This is a genomic window from Polaromonas sp. Polasp52, assembly GCF_059491565.1.
Map to the genome: position 1 here is coordinate 1,591,288 of NZ_CP168513.1, position 14,299 is coordinate 1,605,586.

At 66.1% G+C, this 14,299-nt stretch carries 14 protein-coding genes; 9 read left to right on the top strand and 5 right to left on the bottom strand.

The annotated features are described in order from the left end of the window. Positions 1-110 precede the first annotated feature (110 nt). Genes ACEN9P_RS07415 through ACEN9P_RS07430 form a run of 4 tightly spaced genes read right to left on the bottom strand, consistent with a single transcriptional unit; the run spans position 111 to position 4,099 of the window. Positions 111-1,742, bottom strand: a complete 1,632-nt coding sequence (locus ACEN9P_RS07415) for an ABC transporter substrate-binding protein (protein WP_477662794.1) — start codon at positions 1,740-1,742, stop codon at positions 111-113. A gap of 29 nt (positions 1,743-1,771) precedes the next feature. Then, positions 1,772-3,055, bottom strand: coding sequence for an NAD(P)/FAD-dependent oxidoreductase (locus tag ACEN9P_RS07420; protein WP_495621562.1), 1,284 nt, complete (start codon positions 3,053-3,055; stop codon positions 1,772-1,774). Continuing rightward, positions 3,052-3,411, bottom strand: coding sequence for a cupin domain-containing protein (locus ACEN9P_RS07425; RefSeq protein WP_477662795.1), 360 nt, complete (start codon positions 3,409-3,411; stop codon positions 3,052-3,054). Before ACEN9P_RS07425 ends, ACEN9P_RS07420 begins: the two co-directional genes overlap by 4 nt. 19 nt (positions 3,412-3,430) lie before the next feature. After that, positions 3,431-4,099 carry a haloacid dehalogenase type II gene (locus ACEN9P_RS07430; RefSeq protein WP_477662796.1) on the bottom strand — a complete coding sequence of 223 codons (669 nt, stop codon included), beginning with the start codon at positions 4,097-4,099 and terminating at the stop codon, positions 3,431-3,433. 299 nt (positions 4,100-4,398) lie between these two features. Between ACEN9P_RS07430 and ACEN9P_RS07435 the strand changes: the two genes are divergently transcribed. The 6 genes from ACEN9P_RS07435 (at position 4,399) to ACEN9P_RS07460 (ending at position 10,119) form a co-directional block, all read left to right on the top strand. Next, positions 4,399-5,298, top strand: a complete 900-nt coding sequence (locus tag ACEN9P_RS07435) for a GNAT family N-acetyltransferase (protein WP_477662797.1) — start codon at positions 4,399-4,401, stop codon at positions 5,296-5,298. Between the two features lie 157 nt (positions 5,299-5,455). Next, complete coding sequence (locus tag ACEN9P_RS07440; protein ID WP_477662798.1) at positions 5,456-6,382, top strand: 2-hydroxyacid dehydrogenase; 927 nt, start codon at positions 5,456-5,458, stop codon at positions 6,380-6,382. A gap of 126 nt (positions 6,383-6,508) precedes the next feature. Then, entirely contained in the window at positions 6,509-7,909 is a 1,401-nt protein-coding gene (locus ACEN9P_RS07445; protein WP_477662799.1) for an aspartate aminotransferase family protein, read from the top strand. 42 nt (positions 7,910-7,951) lie between these two features. Next, positions 7,952-8,455 carry an Lrp/AsnC family transcriptional regulator gene (locus tag ACEN9P_RS07450; RefSeq protein ID WP_074579680.1) on the top strand — a complete coding sequence of 168 codons (504 nt, stop codon included), beginning with the start codon at positions 7,952-7,954 and terminating at the stop codon, positions 8,453-8,455. Positions 8,456-8,575: 120 nt separating this feature from the next. Continuing rightward, positions 8,576-8,959, top strand: coding sequence for a helix-turn-helix domain-containing protein (locus ACEN9P_RS07455; protein WP_477662800.1), 384 nt, complete (start codon positions 8,576-8,578; stop codon positions 8,957-8,959). Then, a complete protein-coding gene (locus tag ACEN9P_RS07460; RefSeq protein WP_495621563.1) occupies positions 8,956-10,119 on the top strand; it encodes a M20 aminoacylase family protein in 1,164 nt (387 codons plus the stop codon). The genes ACEN9P_RS07455 and ACEN9P_RS07460 overlap by 4 nt, the downstream gene beginning before the upstream one ends. Before the next feature lie 54 nt (positions 10,120-10,173). Here ACEN9P_RS07460 and ACEN9P_RS07465 read toward each other — a convergent pair whose 3' ends face one another. Next, positions 10,174-11,055: a LysR family transcriptional regulator gene (locus ACEN9P_RS07465; protein WP_477662802.1), complete on the bottom strand. Its 882-nt coding sequence runs from the start codon at positions 11,053-11,055 to the stop codon at positions 10,174-10,176. A 106-nt stretch (positions 11,056-11,161) separates the two neighbouring features. Between ACEN9P_RS07465 and ACEN9P_RS07470 the strand changes: the two genes are divergently transcribed. The 3 genes from ACEN9P_RS07470 (at position 11,162) to ACEN9P_RS07480 (ending at position 14,150) form a co-directional block, all read left to right on the top strand. After that, positions 11,162-12,094, top strand: a complete 933-nt coding sequence (locus ACEN9P_RS07470; RefSeq protein WP_495621564.1) for an NADP-dependent oxidoreductase — start codon at positions 11,162-11,164, stop codon at positions 12,092-12,094. Positions 12,095-12,213: 119 nt separating this feature from the next. After that, entirely contained in the window at positions 12,214-13,278 is a 1,065-nt protein-coding gene (locus ACEN9P_RS07475) for an alkene reductase (RefSeq protein WP_495621565.1), read from the top strand. Between the two features lie 338 nt (positions 13,279-13,616). After that, positions 13,617-14,150, top strand: a complete 534-nt coding sequence (locus tag ACEN9P_RS07480; protein WP_495621566.1) for an arsinothricin resistance N-acetyltransferase ArsN1 family B — start codon at positions 13,617-13,619, stop codon at positions 14,148-14,150. The last annotated feature ends 149 nt before the right edge of the window (positions 14,151-14,299 follow it).

Sequence of the window (14,299 nt, forward strand, 5' to 3'; positions counted from 1 at the left end):
TCAAGCCCGCGGCCTGAACCCGGCCGCCAGCTTGTGCTTGAGCATGGCCGGCACCCAGGCGGTGACCCGGACCAGCCTGTTGGCAGTGGTGTTCACGGCCGTCAATGCGGTCAGGCGTCGAGCCAGACGTTCTCGGCAAAGTTGTAGCCCATCAGGCCGCCCAGCGGAATCGGCGACAGGCCCTTGAGCTTTTTGTTGTGCCCGTCAATGCTGGACATGAAGAGGGGAATGCCGATGCCGCTGTCTTCGTGGATCATGACCTGCATGTCGGCATACATGTTGGCGCGCTTGGCCTGGTCGGGTTGCGCGCGCGCGGCCAGCAGCAGCTGGTCAAATTTGGGGTTTTTCCAGGCAGACTCGTTGGTCGGCGCATCAGATTTGAAGAATTGCGTGAACATCAAATCGGCCGACGGCCGCGCGTTGATGTTGCCAAAGCCCACGGGGTGCTTCATCCAGTGCTGCGACCAGTAGCCGTCGGCCGGCATAGGGCGAACTTCCAGGTTAAGCCCGATCTGGCCCGCCGCCTGCTGCATCACCAGCGCCATCTCCGCCGAATTGGAGGCTGCGGGCGACACCACCACCGGGATGGCCGCGCTGCCGAGGTTGGCCTTCTGCACATGCCACTTGGCTTTTTCGGGGTCGTAGGCCCGCTGCTTGAGCCCCTTGAAATAGAAACGGTCGCTAGGGTGTATGGGCTGGTCGTTGGCCACCTCGCCAAAACCCAGCAGGATGGACGTGAGCATCTGCTCGCGGTTGAACAAGTGCTTCATCGCCAGCACGAAGTCCGGGTTGGCGCCGGGCCCGCTGTCACGGCGCATGATGAGGTCGGTGTACAGGCCCGCCTTGGTCTCGAAGATGGCGTGCTTTTTGCTGCTCTTGATGCGGTCCACCGAGTGCGGTTTGATCGCCATGGTCAGGTCGATCTCACCGGCCAGCAATGCGTTGACGCGCGCTGCCTCGTCACCTATACCTACGTACTCGATCTCGTCCAGATAAGGGCGGTCGGGCTTCCAGTAACGGTCGTTGCGCACGGCCACAGAGCGCACGCCTGGCTTGAAGTCCTTGAGCTTGTAAGGACCGGTGCCTACACCCGACATGTGCGCGTTCACATCGCTGACGCCGTCGCGCAGGATGAGGAAACTCCAGGTGCCGAGGATCACGGGCAGGTCGGCATTGGGCGCCGCCAGGCGTATGGTCACTTCATGCGGTCCGGTGGCTTTGACCTCTTCGATCTGCTCGGCCAGCGCCTTGACCTTGGAGCCGGTCGCCGGGTTCTTGTGGCGCATGATGGAGAACACCACGTCGGCCGGCGTGAAGGGTTTTCCGTCATGAAAGGTCACCCCCTGGCGCAGCTTGAACACCCAGGTTTTGGCGTCAGTGGTGATGAATTCCTCAGCCAGCGCCGGCCGGGGTGTGAGGCTGCCATCCAGTGAGGTGAGCCCGTTGTAGAACATGCAGCCGCGGATGTAGTCGCTATGGTTGGAGAACTTGGCCGGGTCCAGCGTGTCGTTGAGTGAGGCAGCCGCGCCGGCCACCTTGATGCGCCCACCCTTGCGCGGCGCTGCCGCTTGCGCCGCAACCACCGCGGAGGCCAGGCCGCCCGCCAATGTGGCCTGCATGCCGCCGGCCATCAGCATAGCCAGCACGTCGCGCCGGCTGGCGCCGCCCTGCAGTTGGCCCATGATGCGGCGGCTTTCTTCCGGCCCGATCAGGCTGCTGCCTGTCAGCTGTTGTTCTGTCATTGTTATGTCTCCTCGGGGGTGGGGCCTTTTCAGGCGAACTTGTTTTTGATCGTGTAGTACAGCCCCACGGCGGGCAGGAACCAGGGCGTGCCAAAATGGCCAGGGATGGCGGGCCAGGGGTTGTCGCGCCAGGGGTTGGCCGCCAGGTCGCCGGCCATCACGCGGGCCATGCACTCGCCCATGTGCACCGACATCTGCGTGCCATGGCCGCTGTAGCCCATGGAGTAATAGAGGCCCTCGGTTTCACCGGCGTGGGGCAGGCGGTCCTGCGTCATGTCGACAATGCCGCCCCAGCAGTAGGCGATGCGCACGTCGCGCAGTTGCGGGAACATCGCCACCATCTGCTCGCGCAGCACCTGGCCGCTCTTGGCGTCGGAGCGCGGGCTGGACAGCGCAAAGCGCGCGCGCCCGCCGAACACCAGGCGGTTGTCCGGCGTGAGGCGAAAGTAGTTGTGCAGCGTGTCGGTACTGGTGTAGGTGCGGCGCTGCGGTAATAGCGCTTTCACCATGGCGGGATCGAGCTGCTCGGTCACGATGATGAAGCTGCCGATGGGCACAATGCGGCGCCGCCAGTAAGAGAAGCTGGAGAACGCGCCATGGCGCGTGGCGCCGGTGGCCACCAGCACCTGGTCGGCGTCCACGGTGCCGCGCGGCGTGTGCACGCGGTAGGCATGGCCGTGCAGGCGCTGCAGCTTTTGCACCGGCGCGTGGTCATAGATCAGCGCGCCGCGCCGGGCTGCTGCTTCCGCCAGGCCCCGGCCGAACTGGCCCATATGCATCTGCGCGCTTTTCTTGAACAGCAGGCCGCCGGCGAACCGGTCGCAAGCGACCTCTTCGTGGATGCGCTGCGGCGGCACCAGTTCGACCTCGGAATCCGCTTCGCGGCGCAGGCGCTCGAAGCCGCGCGCCAGCGCCTCGTAATGGGCAGGCCGCCCGGCGATCTTGAGCTTGCCGCGGCGGTGAAAATCGCAGGCAATCTCCTCTTCGCGCACGATGCGCTCCACGGTGTCCACCGCGTCGTCGTAGGCCCGGTACCAGGCGGCGGCGCGTTCGACGCCGACGCGCGCGGCGACGGTGGCATAGTCCACGGCCAGGCCGTTGTTCACATGGCCGCCGTTGCGGCCCGAGGCCTCCGCGGCTACCACCGATGCCTCCAGCACCACCACGCGGGCGCCGCGCATGGCCAGCCTGCGGGCCGCCGACAGGCCGGTGAAGCCGCCGCCCACAACCACCACGTCGGCCTTGGCGGGCAGCTCGTCACTGCGGCCCTCGAAGGGCGCGGTGGTATCGGTCCAGAAGGATTCGAGCTTCATGCGCTGCCGTAAATGGTCCAGATTTTGCGCGTGGTCTCGATGCAACGCCACACGCCGACCCAGTCCGGTTTCATCACGAAGGCGTCACCGGCCTGCACGCGGTACGTTTTGCCGCCGTCCTCGACCAGCTCCGAGACGCCCGACAGGATGTAGCAGAACTCCCAGACGCCGCCCTTGATGGAGCGCAGCGTTCCGGGCGTGGTCTGCCACACGCCGGTGCGCAGCTTGCCGTCGGCGGTCTGATCCACGTCCCAGTTCGTGAAGCGCGGGTCACCCGCCAAAAGCTTCTCGGGCACCGGCAGGCTCTCGCGGCCCTCGCCCAGGTCATCCAGCTTGAAGAAAGTCAGGTTGCTCACAGTGTCTTTTCCTTTCAGGTCACAGGCCGACCAGCGCGGGCAGGCCGTTGATGTCGCGGATCTCGGCGTGGCTGTAGAGCTCGCTGGGCTTGGGTTCGTGGCCGCGGTTGACGAAGACCTTGTTCTTGATGCCCATGTCCTGGGCCGACATCAGGTCGTAGCGCGGGCTGGAAGACACGTGCAGGATGTCGTCGGGCGAGCAGCCCAGCTGGTCGAGCATGTACTCGAAGGCCTGCAGGCGCGGCTTGTAGGCGCCGGCGTCCTGGGCGGTGTACACCTTGTGGAAGGGCGCCTCGAGCTTGCGCACGTTGGAATGGATCTGCTCGTTCATCGCATTCGACAGGATCACCAGCGGGATCTTCTGGCCCACGCGGGTGAGCGAGAAAGGCACGTCGGTGTGCGGGCCCCAGGTGGGCACGGCGTCGTAGAACTTCTGGCCGTCTTCGTCGCGGTAGGGAACGCCGTGACGCTTGCACACGCGTTGCCAGGCAGACTTGAGCACCTGGTCGTAAGGCTTCCAGTCGCCCATCACCTCGTCGAGCCGGTAGGCGCTGAAGTCCTTGATGAATTGCTGCATGCGCTCGGCGGGCAGCTGGTCGCCGACAATGCCGTGGGCCACTTCGTGCATGCGAAAGTAGGTGAGCGTGCCATAGCAGTCGAAGGTGATGTACTTGGGACGGAAGATCATGGTTTGCCTCGTGGGTGGTGTGGTGACGTGATGAAAGTGGTGGTTCAATCGATTCAATCGCTTCAATACAGGAAGCAATCGTAGGCAGCCTTCGCCGCAGTTGTTGCGGTTCTGCGCGGTACGCGCAAAGTATTCATCCGGACTGCGGCGGGCACGAGGCGCTTTGTGCCGTTCTGCGGGCGGCGGCGGCGGGCGCCAAGATCGTACAAGCCTCAAATCACCCCGCCAAGCATCATCACCCCCAAACCGCGATCGATGTATCGATGTATTGACGAGCGGAAGTTTTGAAGGAAAGCCCTATGTCCGACCACATATTTGATCCACAGGCCGCACTTGCGGCGGTGGGCCGCGCCCTGCCCGACGGGGTGTCGTTACGGCGCCTGACGACGAATGACCTTGAAGCCGCGCAGGCGCTGTCGCGCGAGTTCCAGTGGCCGCACCGGCTGGAAGACTGGCAGTTCGCCGTAGCGCACGGCCAGGGCGTGGCCGCGGTGCGCGACGGTGAACTGGTGGGCACGGCTGTGCACTGGCAGTGGGGCAAACAGCACGCGACGGTGGGCCTGGTGGTGGTGGCGCCGCGCATGCAGGGGCAGCGCGTGGGCCAGCACCTCATGCACGCGGTGATGACCGGGCTGGACGGGCGCACCGTGCTGCTGCACGCCACGCCCGAAGGCCGCGGCCTGTACGAACGCATGGGCTTTGCGATCACGGGCGAGGTCCGGCAGCACCAGGGCATGGCGGCCCCGGCCCAGCTGGTGGCCTTGCCGCAAGGCATGCGGCTGCGCCCGCTGGGCCGCAACGACGCGAAGACACTGGCCGCGCTCGATGCGCGAAGCGCCGGCATGCCGCGTGAGGCGATGCTGCGCAAACTGCTGGCCGACGGCGAGGCGGTGGTGCTGGCAAGCGGGGGCGAAGCCGTCGGCTTTTCCGTCGTGCGGCGCTTCGGGCGCGGCCATGCCATCGGCCCCGTGGTGGCACCCGATCTTGCGGGGGCGCAGGCACTCATAGGCCACTGGTGCAGCCACTATGCCGGCAAGTTCCTGCGCATCGACGTTGACGCCGCCAGCGGGCTGCCTGAATGGCTGGAGGCGCAGGGCCTGCCCCGCGTGGACACGGTGACGACCATGGTGCGCGGCGGGCCGCTGGAACGCGGGCCGACATTTGGTGGCTGGGCGCTGGTCAGTCAGGCTATGGGCTAGGAATGGCCCACCCCCGTTCAGGCTCACTTCGTGTAGCCTGCTCCCCCCTCAAGGGGGCGCCACCTGCGGCCCGGCAAAGCCGGTTCCGCGATGGCGCTGGCCTCGGCTCTTCGCGTTCGTAGGCCGCGGGTACCGTCTAGTTGCATGGAAAACTGATATGGCTTTTTTGTACAAGGGCCCCGCGCAGCGCGGGGCGGTGTGGGCCGAGCAGTTCGCGCGCAAAATGCCGCAGCTGCCGTTCTGGACTTGGCCGGAAATCGAAGACCCGGCGCAGGTGCGCTTTCTCGCGGCCTGGGAGCCCCCGCCGCGCATCACCGAAACCCTTCCCAAGCTGGAGATCCTGTTCTCCGTAGGGGCCGGCGTGGACCAGTTCGACTTCTCTGCATTGCCGCCCGGGCTGACCGTCGTGCGTATGGTGGAGCCGGGCCTGACGGCCTGCATGTGCGAATACATCAGCTGGGCCGTGCTGTCGCTGCACCGGGAGATGCCGCTATACCTGCACCAGCAAAGCCTCAGCCAATGGAAGGAACGGCCCGTGCGGCCGGCCTCCACGCGGCGCGTGGGCGTGATGGGCATGGGCATGCTGGGGCGCGCGGCCCTGGCGCAGCTGCGGCTGCTCGGCTTTGACTGCGCGGGCTGGAACCGCTCCAGCCGCAACGAGCCGGGGGTGCGCTGCTACAGCGGCGAGGCGCAGCTGGACGAGTTCCTGGCCCGCACCGACATCCTGGTGTGCCTGCTGCCGCTCACGCCCGAAACACGCGGCATCCTGGGCCGGCGCGTGTTCGACGCGCTGCCGCAAGGCGCCTGCCTGGTCAACGCCGCGCGCGGCGGCCACCTGGTGGAAGCGGAGCTGCTGGCCGCGCTGGACAGCGGGCGGCTTTCGGCCGCCGTCCTGGATGTCTGCGAGCCGGAGCCCCCGGCGCAGGGCCACCCGTTCTGGCAGCATCCGCGCATCTGGCTCACGCCCCATATCGCCAGCGCGACCCAGGCGGAAACCGCGGGCGAAGCGCTGCTGGACAACCTGCGGCGCTACGCCTTCGGCCTGCCGCTTGAAGGCGTGGTGGACCGCTCGCGCGGGTACTAGGACCAGCCAAACAGCCCCAGGCCCGCAGAATCTTCTACCGTAGGCCCGCAAACAACAGCATGGTCGTGCGCGCGCAAGGGGACAAGCCGCAGCACCCGCTGCGCACTCGCGCCTAAGCTTGTGCCCATGATGTCCACCAAAACCCTTTCCCTCGATTCTTCGCTGGTGGCGCTCGACCGGGCGCACCTGATCCACCCCGTGGCCAACTGGCGCGGCCATGAGCAGCGCGGCGCCACGGTGCTGCGCTCCGGCAAGGGCGCCTGGCTGCGCGACGCCGACGGCCGCGAACTGCTCGATGCCTTCGCGGGCCTGTGGTGCGTCAACATCGGTTACGGCCATGAAAGCGTGGTGGAGGCCGCCGCGCGCCAGATGCGCGAGCTGCCCTACGCCACCGGCTACTTCAGCTACGCCAGCGAGCCGGCCATACGCCTGGCCGCCAAGCTGGTGGAGATCGCGCCGCCGGGCTTGAAGCACGTATACCTCACACTCGGCGGCTCCGAGGCGGTGGACGCGGCCGTGCGGCTTATCGTGCAGTACTACAACAGCACGGGCCGGCCGGCCAAGAAGCATTTCATTGCGCTGGAACGCGGTTACCACGGCTCATCGTCCACCGGCGCGGGCCTCACAGCCCTGCCCGCCTTCCACCGCGGCTTTGACCTGCCGCGCCCCGAGCAGCACTACATCCCCTCGCCCTACCTCTACCGCAGCCCCGCGGGCAATGACCCGCAGGCGCTGATCGCGGCTTCGGTGGCCTCATTGCGCGAGAAGGTGAACGCGCTGGGCGCGGAAAACGTCGCGGCCTTCTTCTGCGAGCCTATCCAGGGCTCGGGCGGCGTGATCGTGCCGCCCGCGGGCTGGCTCAAGGCCATGCACCAGGCCTGCCGCGAGCTGGACATCCTGTTTGTGGCCGACGAGGTGATCACCGGCTTCGGCCGCACCGGCCCCATGTTCGCCTGCGACGCCGAGGGCGTGTCGCCGGACCTGATGACGGTGGCCAAGGGCTTGACATCCGGCTACGCGCCCATGGGCGCGCTGCTGATGTCGGAGCGCGTGTACGCCGGCATCGCCGACGGTACGCCCGAAGGTGCGCTGGTGGGCCACGGCGCCACCTACTCCGCGCACCCGGTGAGCGCCGCCGTAGCGCTGGAAGTCATACGCCTTTACGAAGAGGGCGGCATCCTCGCCAACGGCCAGCGCGTCGCGCCCCACTTCGAAGCGGGGCTGCGCTCCATGTTGCGCCATCCGCTGGTGGGCGATGCACGCTCGCGCGGGCTGCTGGGCGCACTCGAACTGGTGAGCGACAAATACACCAAGGCCCGCTTCGACCCGGCGCTGCAGCTGCCCGACCGCATCGCCAAGGCGGCTTACGAGAACGGCCTCATCTTCCGCGCTTTCGGCGACAGCATCCTGGGTTTTGCGCCGGCCTTGTGTTTCACGCCCTCGGAGTTCGAGCAGATGTTCGAGCGGCTGAACCGCACGCTGGACACCGTGCTCGAACAGCCCGAGGTGCGGCGCGCACTGGCTTGACCTGATTGACTTGGGCGTGGAACTTGCTTAAATGGGGTAACGATGAATACATCCACCGGCAACCCCAAACTCGACCGCCTTGACCTGCGCATCCTGTGCCATCTGCAAAAGAACGGGCGCGCCTCGAACGTCGAAATCGCCGACGCCGTCGGCCTGTCGCCCAGCCCCTGCCTGGTGCGCGTGAAGCGGCTGGAGCAAGCCGGCTACATCGCCGGCTACGGCGCGCAGATCCGGCTCGAGAAACTGGGCGACACGCTGCTGGTATTCACCGAAGTCACGCTGCAGGACCATAAGCGCGAGGACTTCGTCAAGTTCGAGATGAGCATACGCCCCATCGACGAGATCGTGGAATGCCACCTGGTCAGCGGCGGCTACGACTACCTGCTGAAGTTCGTCACGCGCGGCGTGAACCACTACCAGGAGATCGTCGAGGGCTTGCTGGAGGCCAACATCGGCATCGAAAAATACTTCAGCTACATCGTCATCAAGACACCCTTCGTCAAGAACTACTACCCCATCGAGCAGCTGATGCAGCCGCACGCCTGAGCGCGCTGAGCAGGCCGGGGGCCGCAGCTTTTGCTGCAGCCCGACCTGATTCGACATTTGCTGCTGCGCCGGCGCCTGTTTCCGGTGCCATCTCCGGCGGGCCCAGCCTACGCTTGCAGCATGAACCCTTCTTCCAGCCTTCCGGCGCCCGCCCGATCGGCCGCAGCGATCCAGCGTGTGCAGCGGCACATCAACGAGAACCTCAACCAGGCGCTGGCGCTGTCGGAGCTGGCCGGTCTCGCCGGGCTCAGCGTATGGCGCTTTGCCACCGTGTTCCGCCAGCAGGTGGGTGTGTCCCCGCACCGCTATATCTGCCGGCTGCGCCTGGCGCGCGCGCAAGCCCTGATGCGGCAGGGCATGCCGGTCGCCAGCGCGGCCAGCGAGGCGGGCTTTTACGACCAAAGCCATCTCTCGCGGCACTTCAAGACCGTGTTCGGCATGACGCCCGGGCAGTACCTCACGGCTGCCAGCCAGCCTCGGGCGGCACGCCAGGCCTTCCAATGACCGGGGAGATTGCCGACCTGCTGCCCGAGCTGGTCGCGCTGCGGCGCGACCTGCATGCGCATCCGGAGCTCGCCTTCAAGGAGCACCGTACCGCCGGCATCGTCGCCTCGGCCCTGCGCGACCTGGGGCTGGAAGTGCATGAAGGCATAGGTGGCACCGGTGTTGTCGGCGTGCTGCGCGCCGGCAGCGCGGGGCGCAGCGTGGGCCTGCGCGCCGACATGGACGCGCTGCCGATTCTTGAGCAAGGCGAGAAGCCTTATGCCAGCCGTTTCCCCGGCATCCACCACGGCTGCGGGCATGACGGGCACACCGCCATGCTGCTGGGCGCGGCACGCCACCTGGCGCGCACGCGCCGCTTCAACGGAACCGTCAACTTCATCTTCCAGCCGGCCGAGGAAGGCCGGGGCGGCGCACGCGTGATGGTCCAGGAAGGGCTCTTCAAGCGCTTCCCCTGCGACGCGGTCTATGCCCTGCACAACTGGCCGGAGCTGCCCGCCGGCACCGCCCAGACGCGGCCGGGCGCCATCATGGCGGCGGCCGATCGCTTCGACATCGTGGTCCGCGGCCGGGGAGGCCATGCGGCCCAGCCGCACCGCACGCCCGATGCGGTGCTCGCCGCGAGCGAGCTGGTCACCCAGTTGCACACCATTACCTCACGCCGGATTCCACCGACCGAGAACGCGGTGCTCTCGGTCACGCGCATCAGCGGCGGCCAGTCGCACAACGTGCTGCCCTCGGCGGTCGAGCTCACGGGCACGGTGCGCAGTTTTGATGCGGACGTGCAGGACACCCTAGAAGCGTCCATCCGGCAGATCGCGCAAGGCGTGGCCCAGGCCAGCGGCACCACGATCGAGGTGGAGTATGTGCGCTACTACCCCGCCACCGTGAACACGCCGCAGGAAGCGGCGCTGGCCCTGCGCGCCGCTGAAGCCGCGGGGCTGAAGGCCTCGATGGCGCCCTCGGCGGCCTTTACCTCCGAGGACTTTGCCTTCATGCTCCAGGCCCGGCCCGGCGCCTACCTCTGGCTGGGCCAGGGCGCCAGCCCGCGGCGCGAAGACAGCCCCTCATTGCACCATCCCAGCTACGACTTCAACGACGAGGTGCTGCCGCTGGGCATCAGCTGGTTTGTCCAGGTGGCGAGCCTTGCGCTCGCAAGCTGACCCGGAACCAATTCCGGGATGAATCCCTCGGGCTGGAGGCCGGGGGAGGCAAAGTCAGGTTTGAACGACAAACGAGCCACTGGGGTACTGGGCGCACATGAATTCCACGAAGGCCCGGACTTTGGGACTCTGCAAACGACGGGAGGTGTGCAGAACCCAAAGCTCCACTTCGTCGCCGGCAATGCCCCAGGACACGAGTGCGCCCTTTTCAAGCAGGTCTCCAATGATGGATTGCGGCATCATGGCCGCCCCTGCGCCGCCGGCGATGGCGTCGCGCACCATCAGAAGCGAAGACAGGCGTAGAACAGGTTGCGGCTCGATGGTGAACTGACCATTGTTGACGGACCAGACATCGCCGTCGCGATAGCTGGGCGTCACGACTGCCGGAACGCCAAAAGGCGTGTCTTTACGCCCCGTCGGCATCTGAACGGAGGGTGCGGCAGCAAGCACCATCCGGTCTTTGGCAAAACACCTGCCGACCAGGGCGCTATCCCGGGAGGGGTTGATGCGGATGGCCACGTCAAAATGCTCGTCGACGAGATTGACGAGCCTATCCTCCGCCACGGCTTCGATCTGCACTTCCGGATAGCTCGCCAGGAACCGCGCGGCAATCCGCCCGAGCGCCACTTGCGAAAACAGCAGCGGTGCCGCGACACGCAGACGGCCTCGCGGCGCTGCAAGGCTGTCTCGCGCCGCCGTGACCGCATCGGCAACCTCGTGCATCGGTCCTTCCGTTCTGCGCAGCAACAGCTGGCCGGCTTCCGTCAACTCCAGGCGCTGGGTGCCTCGCTCGATCAGCCGGATACCCAATGCGTCCTCAAGATCGGCGACACGCCGTGACAAGGTGGCCTTGGACCGGCCGCTGGCGCGGCTGGCCTTTCCAAAACCGCCATGCGTGGCGACCAGCTGAAAGTCCCCAAGGGCATTTAAATCCATAGTGTCTCAATATTGATACGACAAGTATCAATTTTAGAGTCTTTGAATCCAATGTGAAACACCCTATTGTCGAGTCCTACGCAACAAAACCTCAAAGGTGTTTCTCATGAATGACATTCGTGCATTGGTACTGACGGAATACGGCGGCCCCGGTTCCCTCAAGGTCTCGTCGGTCGCGCCGCCGGTAGCGGGGGCGGGCCAGGTGCTGGTCCGCGTCCACGCCGCCGGCGTCAATGGGCTCGACTGGAAGCTGCGCGAGGGTTATGTCCGCGACGCTTTCCCGCTGCAATTGCCGACCGTCCTGGGCATAGAACTCGCTGGCGTCGTTGAAGCGGTGGGCGCGGGCGTTACCCGGCTGCGTACAGGCGATCGCGTCATGGGCCCGCTCGGCGGCCTGGGCGCCTACGCCGACCTGGTCGCGGTGAACGAGGCCAATTTGAGCCCGGTGCCCGACGCGCTGGACTTCGTGCAAGCCGCCGCCTTGCCCCTGGCTTCGGTGGCTGCATGGAAAAGCCTGCACCTTGCCGGCGAGATCCGCCCCGGGCAGCGCATCCTGATCCAGGGCGCGGCCGGCGGCCTGGGCGGGTTCGCGGTGCAGTACGCGCACCAGGCAGGCGCCGTGGTGTATGCCACCGCCCGGGACAGCCACAGCGGCTATGTCCGCGGTCTTGGCGCGGACCATGTCATCGCCTACGACAGGGAACAGTTTGAAAACCTCGTGAGCGATATCGACCTCGTGCTCGACTACGCCGGCGGCGACGTGCTGAGCCGCTCATGGGCCGTGCTTACCGAAAACGGCACCGTCGTCAGTACCGCATCACCCGACATTGCGGCAAACACGCCGGTGGGCCGCCGCGGCCTCTGGTTCCAGAACACGCCGGATACCGCGCGCTTGCAAGCCATCGCCGATGACGTGGTGCACGGCCGCTTGCAGTCCGAGGTCAGCGCTGTCGTGCGCCTGGAGGAGCTGGCTGCGGCCATCGAACGCAACCGGACGCATCCACAACGCGGCAAGACCGTGGTGACGTTTGCCGACTGAACCGGCGCTTAAAAGGCCTCCAACGCAACGCCGAAACGCACCCGCGAATTGCTTCCCAACGCTCCGTTTCGAAAACGGGCATCCCCTTTTTTTAACCCATGTATCCCAGGAGATATGAAATGAATGATGTCTGGTCCCCCATCAAGGTCGGCAAGCTGCAACTGCCGCATCGGCTTGCCATGGCGCCTATGACCCGCAGCCGGGCCAAGCCCGACGGAACGCCCAGCGATCTGGCGCCGGAGTATTACGCCCAGCGCGCGACCATGGGCCTGCTGATCACCGAAGGCACCCAGCCCTCCGACGACGGGCAGGGCTATCTCGCCACGCCCGGCATCTACACCGACGCGCATGTCGCCGGCTGGCACAAGGTAACGAATGCCGTCCATGCCGCCGGCGGGCGCCTGTTCGTGCAGCTGATGCACGTGGGACGTATCTCGCATCCCGAGAACACACCGCATCATCGGCAAGCCGTCGCGCCATCGGCGATCGCGCCCGGCGTCGACATGTTCACGGTCAAGGGCATGCAGGCCATTCCCGCACCGCGCGAGCTGACGACCGCCGAAGTCAGGCAAACCGTGGCCGACTTCGCACACGCCGCCGCGCGTGCCGTGGAAGCGGGCGCGGACGGCGTGGAAATACACGGCGCGAACGGCTATCTGGTACACCAGTTCCTCGCTCCCAATGCGAATCAGCGCTCCGATGAGTACGGCGGCTCCATGGAAAACCGCGCGCGCTTTGCCATCGAAGTGGCACGCGCGATCGCCGATGCCATCGGCCCCGAGAAAACCGCCATCCGCGTATCGCCGGGATTCCCCGCGGGCGGCATCGCCGAGGGGCGGGACAATGATGATCTTTACCGCTACCTCGCGGCGGAGTTCGAAAAAATGGGCATCGCTTACCTGCACGTCCTCCATGCGGGCAACGACGCCCTCCTGGCGGACATCCGCAAGGGCTTCGGCGGGGCGCTGATCGTGAACCGCCCAGGCCGCAAGCGTGAGCAGGTCGGCTTGGACGTCGCCGCAAGCCTTGCCGACATGGAATCCCTGGGTGCGATGGCACTGGCCAATCCGGACCTGGTCGCGCGCCTGAAAACCGGTGCGCCGTTGAACGAAGTGCGGCCGCAATTGTTCTATGCCGGTGGCGCGGAAGGGTACATCGACTATCCCGCTATCGGTCCCGAATAAAGCCTGTCAGGCGCCCGGCGCGATCAAGGCTCCGCTGTGGCTCCATGCGCCGGGCTCCAGCATCCATGAGAGGCCGGCAGTCCGGTTTCCTATGCGCGTATCCGGGGTTTCCATCAGCGCGATAGCGGAGGTGGAGCGGGCACTCCCCACCACTCCGCCATTTCGCGCTGGCTGGCGCCGGGGCCGCGTCTGGACAGTTCAAACCGATCGGTGTCTACTAACGGGGCCCTTGTGGATTTCCGCAGCCCTTGGGGTCTGCGCATCTGGAGCGCTGCGGCTCCTGCCAAAATGCCGGACGAGAAAACTTCGGCAACGCCCTTACCCACGCGCGTTTAACCATGAATATCCGTACCGCTACGACAGATGACGCCCCCGCCATTGCCGCGATCTACGCCCCGATCGTGCGCGAGACAGCCATTTCGTTCGAGCTGGAGCCGCCAACGGCCGACGAAATGGGGACGCGCATAGCGACCACGCTGCAGCGCTTTCCCTGGCTGGTGAGTCTTGATGCTTCAGGCCAGGTCAGCGGCTATGTCTATGCCAGCAAGCATCGCGAACGGGCCGCCTACCAGTGGTCCGTGGACGTGACGGCCTATGTGCGCAATGACGCCCGCGGCCAAGGCATCGGCAAACAGCTATACAAATCGCTGCTGGAGGAACTGAAGACACTGGGTTACGCGCAAGCCTTTGCCGGTATTGCCCTTCCGAACGCCGCGAGTGTGGCGCTCCACGAATCGATGGGGTTTGAGCCGCTCGGGATCTACCGAAAGGTCGGCTACAAGTTGAACGCCTGGCACGACGTGGGTTGGTGGCAGCGCTCTATCCAGACACTTGCGCAACCTGGTCCACCGAAGGCGTATCAGGGCGGATAAATCCCGGCCTGTGGCTGGCTGGTTTTCCTTCGGAGCTTGCCGGAAGCCGCATCCTTGGCGGCCATGCGCTTTAACTTAACTGCTGGCGAGGCAAGCCAGGGCCGGCGGTTCAACTTCGCGGTCGTCCCCGTGGTCCAGTCCAAGGGGTT

Excerpts from the sequence above, each read along its gene's own strand:
- ACEN9P_RS07470 (WP_495621564.1), top strand. The coding sequence starts at position 11,162 with ATGAATGACATTCGTGCATTGGTACTGACGGAATACGGCGGCCCCGGT.
- ACEN9P_RS07460 (WP_495621563.1), top strand. The coding sequence starts at position 8,956 with ATGACCGGGGAGATTGCCGACCTGCTGCCCGAGCTGGTCGCGCTGCGG.
- ACEN9P_RS07420 (WP_495621562.1), bottom strand. The coding sequence starts at position 3,055 with ATGAAGCTCGAATCCTTCTGGACCGATACCACCGCGCCCTTCGAGGGC.
- ACEN9P_RS07445 (WP_477662799.1), top strand. The coding sequence starts at position 6,509 with ATGATGTCCACCAAAACCCTTTCCCTCGATTCTTCGCTGGTGGCGCTC.
- ACEN9P_RS07450 (WP_074579680.1), top strand. The coding sequence starts at position 7,952 with ATGAATACATCCACCGGCAACCCCAAACTCGACCGCCTTGACCTGCGC.
- ACEN9P_RS07465 (WP_477662802.1), bottom strand. The coding sequence starts at position 11,055 with ATGGATTTAAATGCCCTTGGGGACTTTCAGCTGGTCGCCACGCATGGC.
- ACEN9P_RS07440 (WP_477662798.1), top strand. The coding sequence starts at position 5,456 with ATGGCTTTTTTGTACAAGGGCCCCGCGCAGCGCGGGGCGGTGTGGGCC.
- ACEN9P_RS07480 (WP_495621566.1), top strand. The coding sequence starts at position 13,617 with ATGAATATCCGTACCGCTACGACAGATGACGCCCCCGCCATTGCCGCG.
- ACEN9P_RS07435 (WP_477662797.1), top strand. The coding sequence starts at position 4,399 with ATGTCCGACCACATATTTGATCCACAGGCCGCACTTGCGGCGGTGGGC.
- ACEN9P_RS07455 (WP_477662800.1), top strand. The coding sequence starts at position 8,576 with ATGAACCCTTCTTCCAGCCTTCCGGCGCCCGCCCGATCGGCCGCAGCG.
- ACEN9P_RS07430 (WP_477662796.1), bottom strand. The coding sequence starts at position 4,099 with ATGATCTTCCGTCCCAAGTACATCACCTTCGACTGCTATGGCACGCTC.
- ACEN9P_RS07415 (WP_477662794.1), bottom strand. The coding sequence starts at position 1,742 with ATGACAGAACAACAGCTGACAGGCAGCAGCCTGATCGGGCCGGAAGAA.
- ACEN9P_RS07475 (WP_495621565.1), top strand. The coding sequence starts at position 12,214 with ATGAATGATGTCTGGTCCCCCATCAAGGTCGGCAAGCTGCAACTGCCG.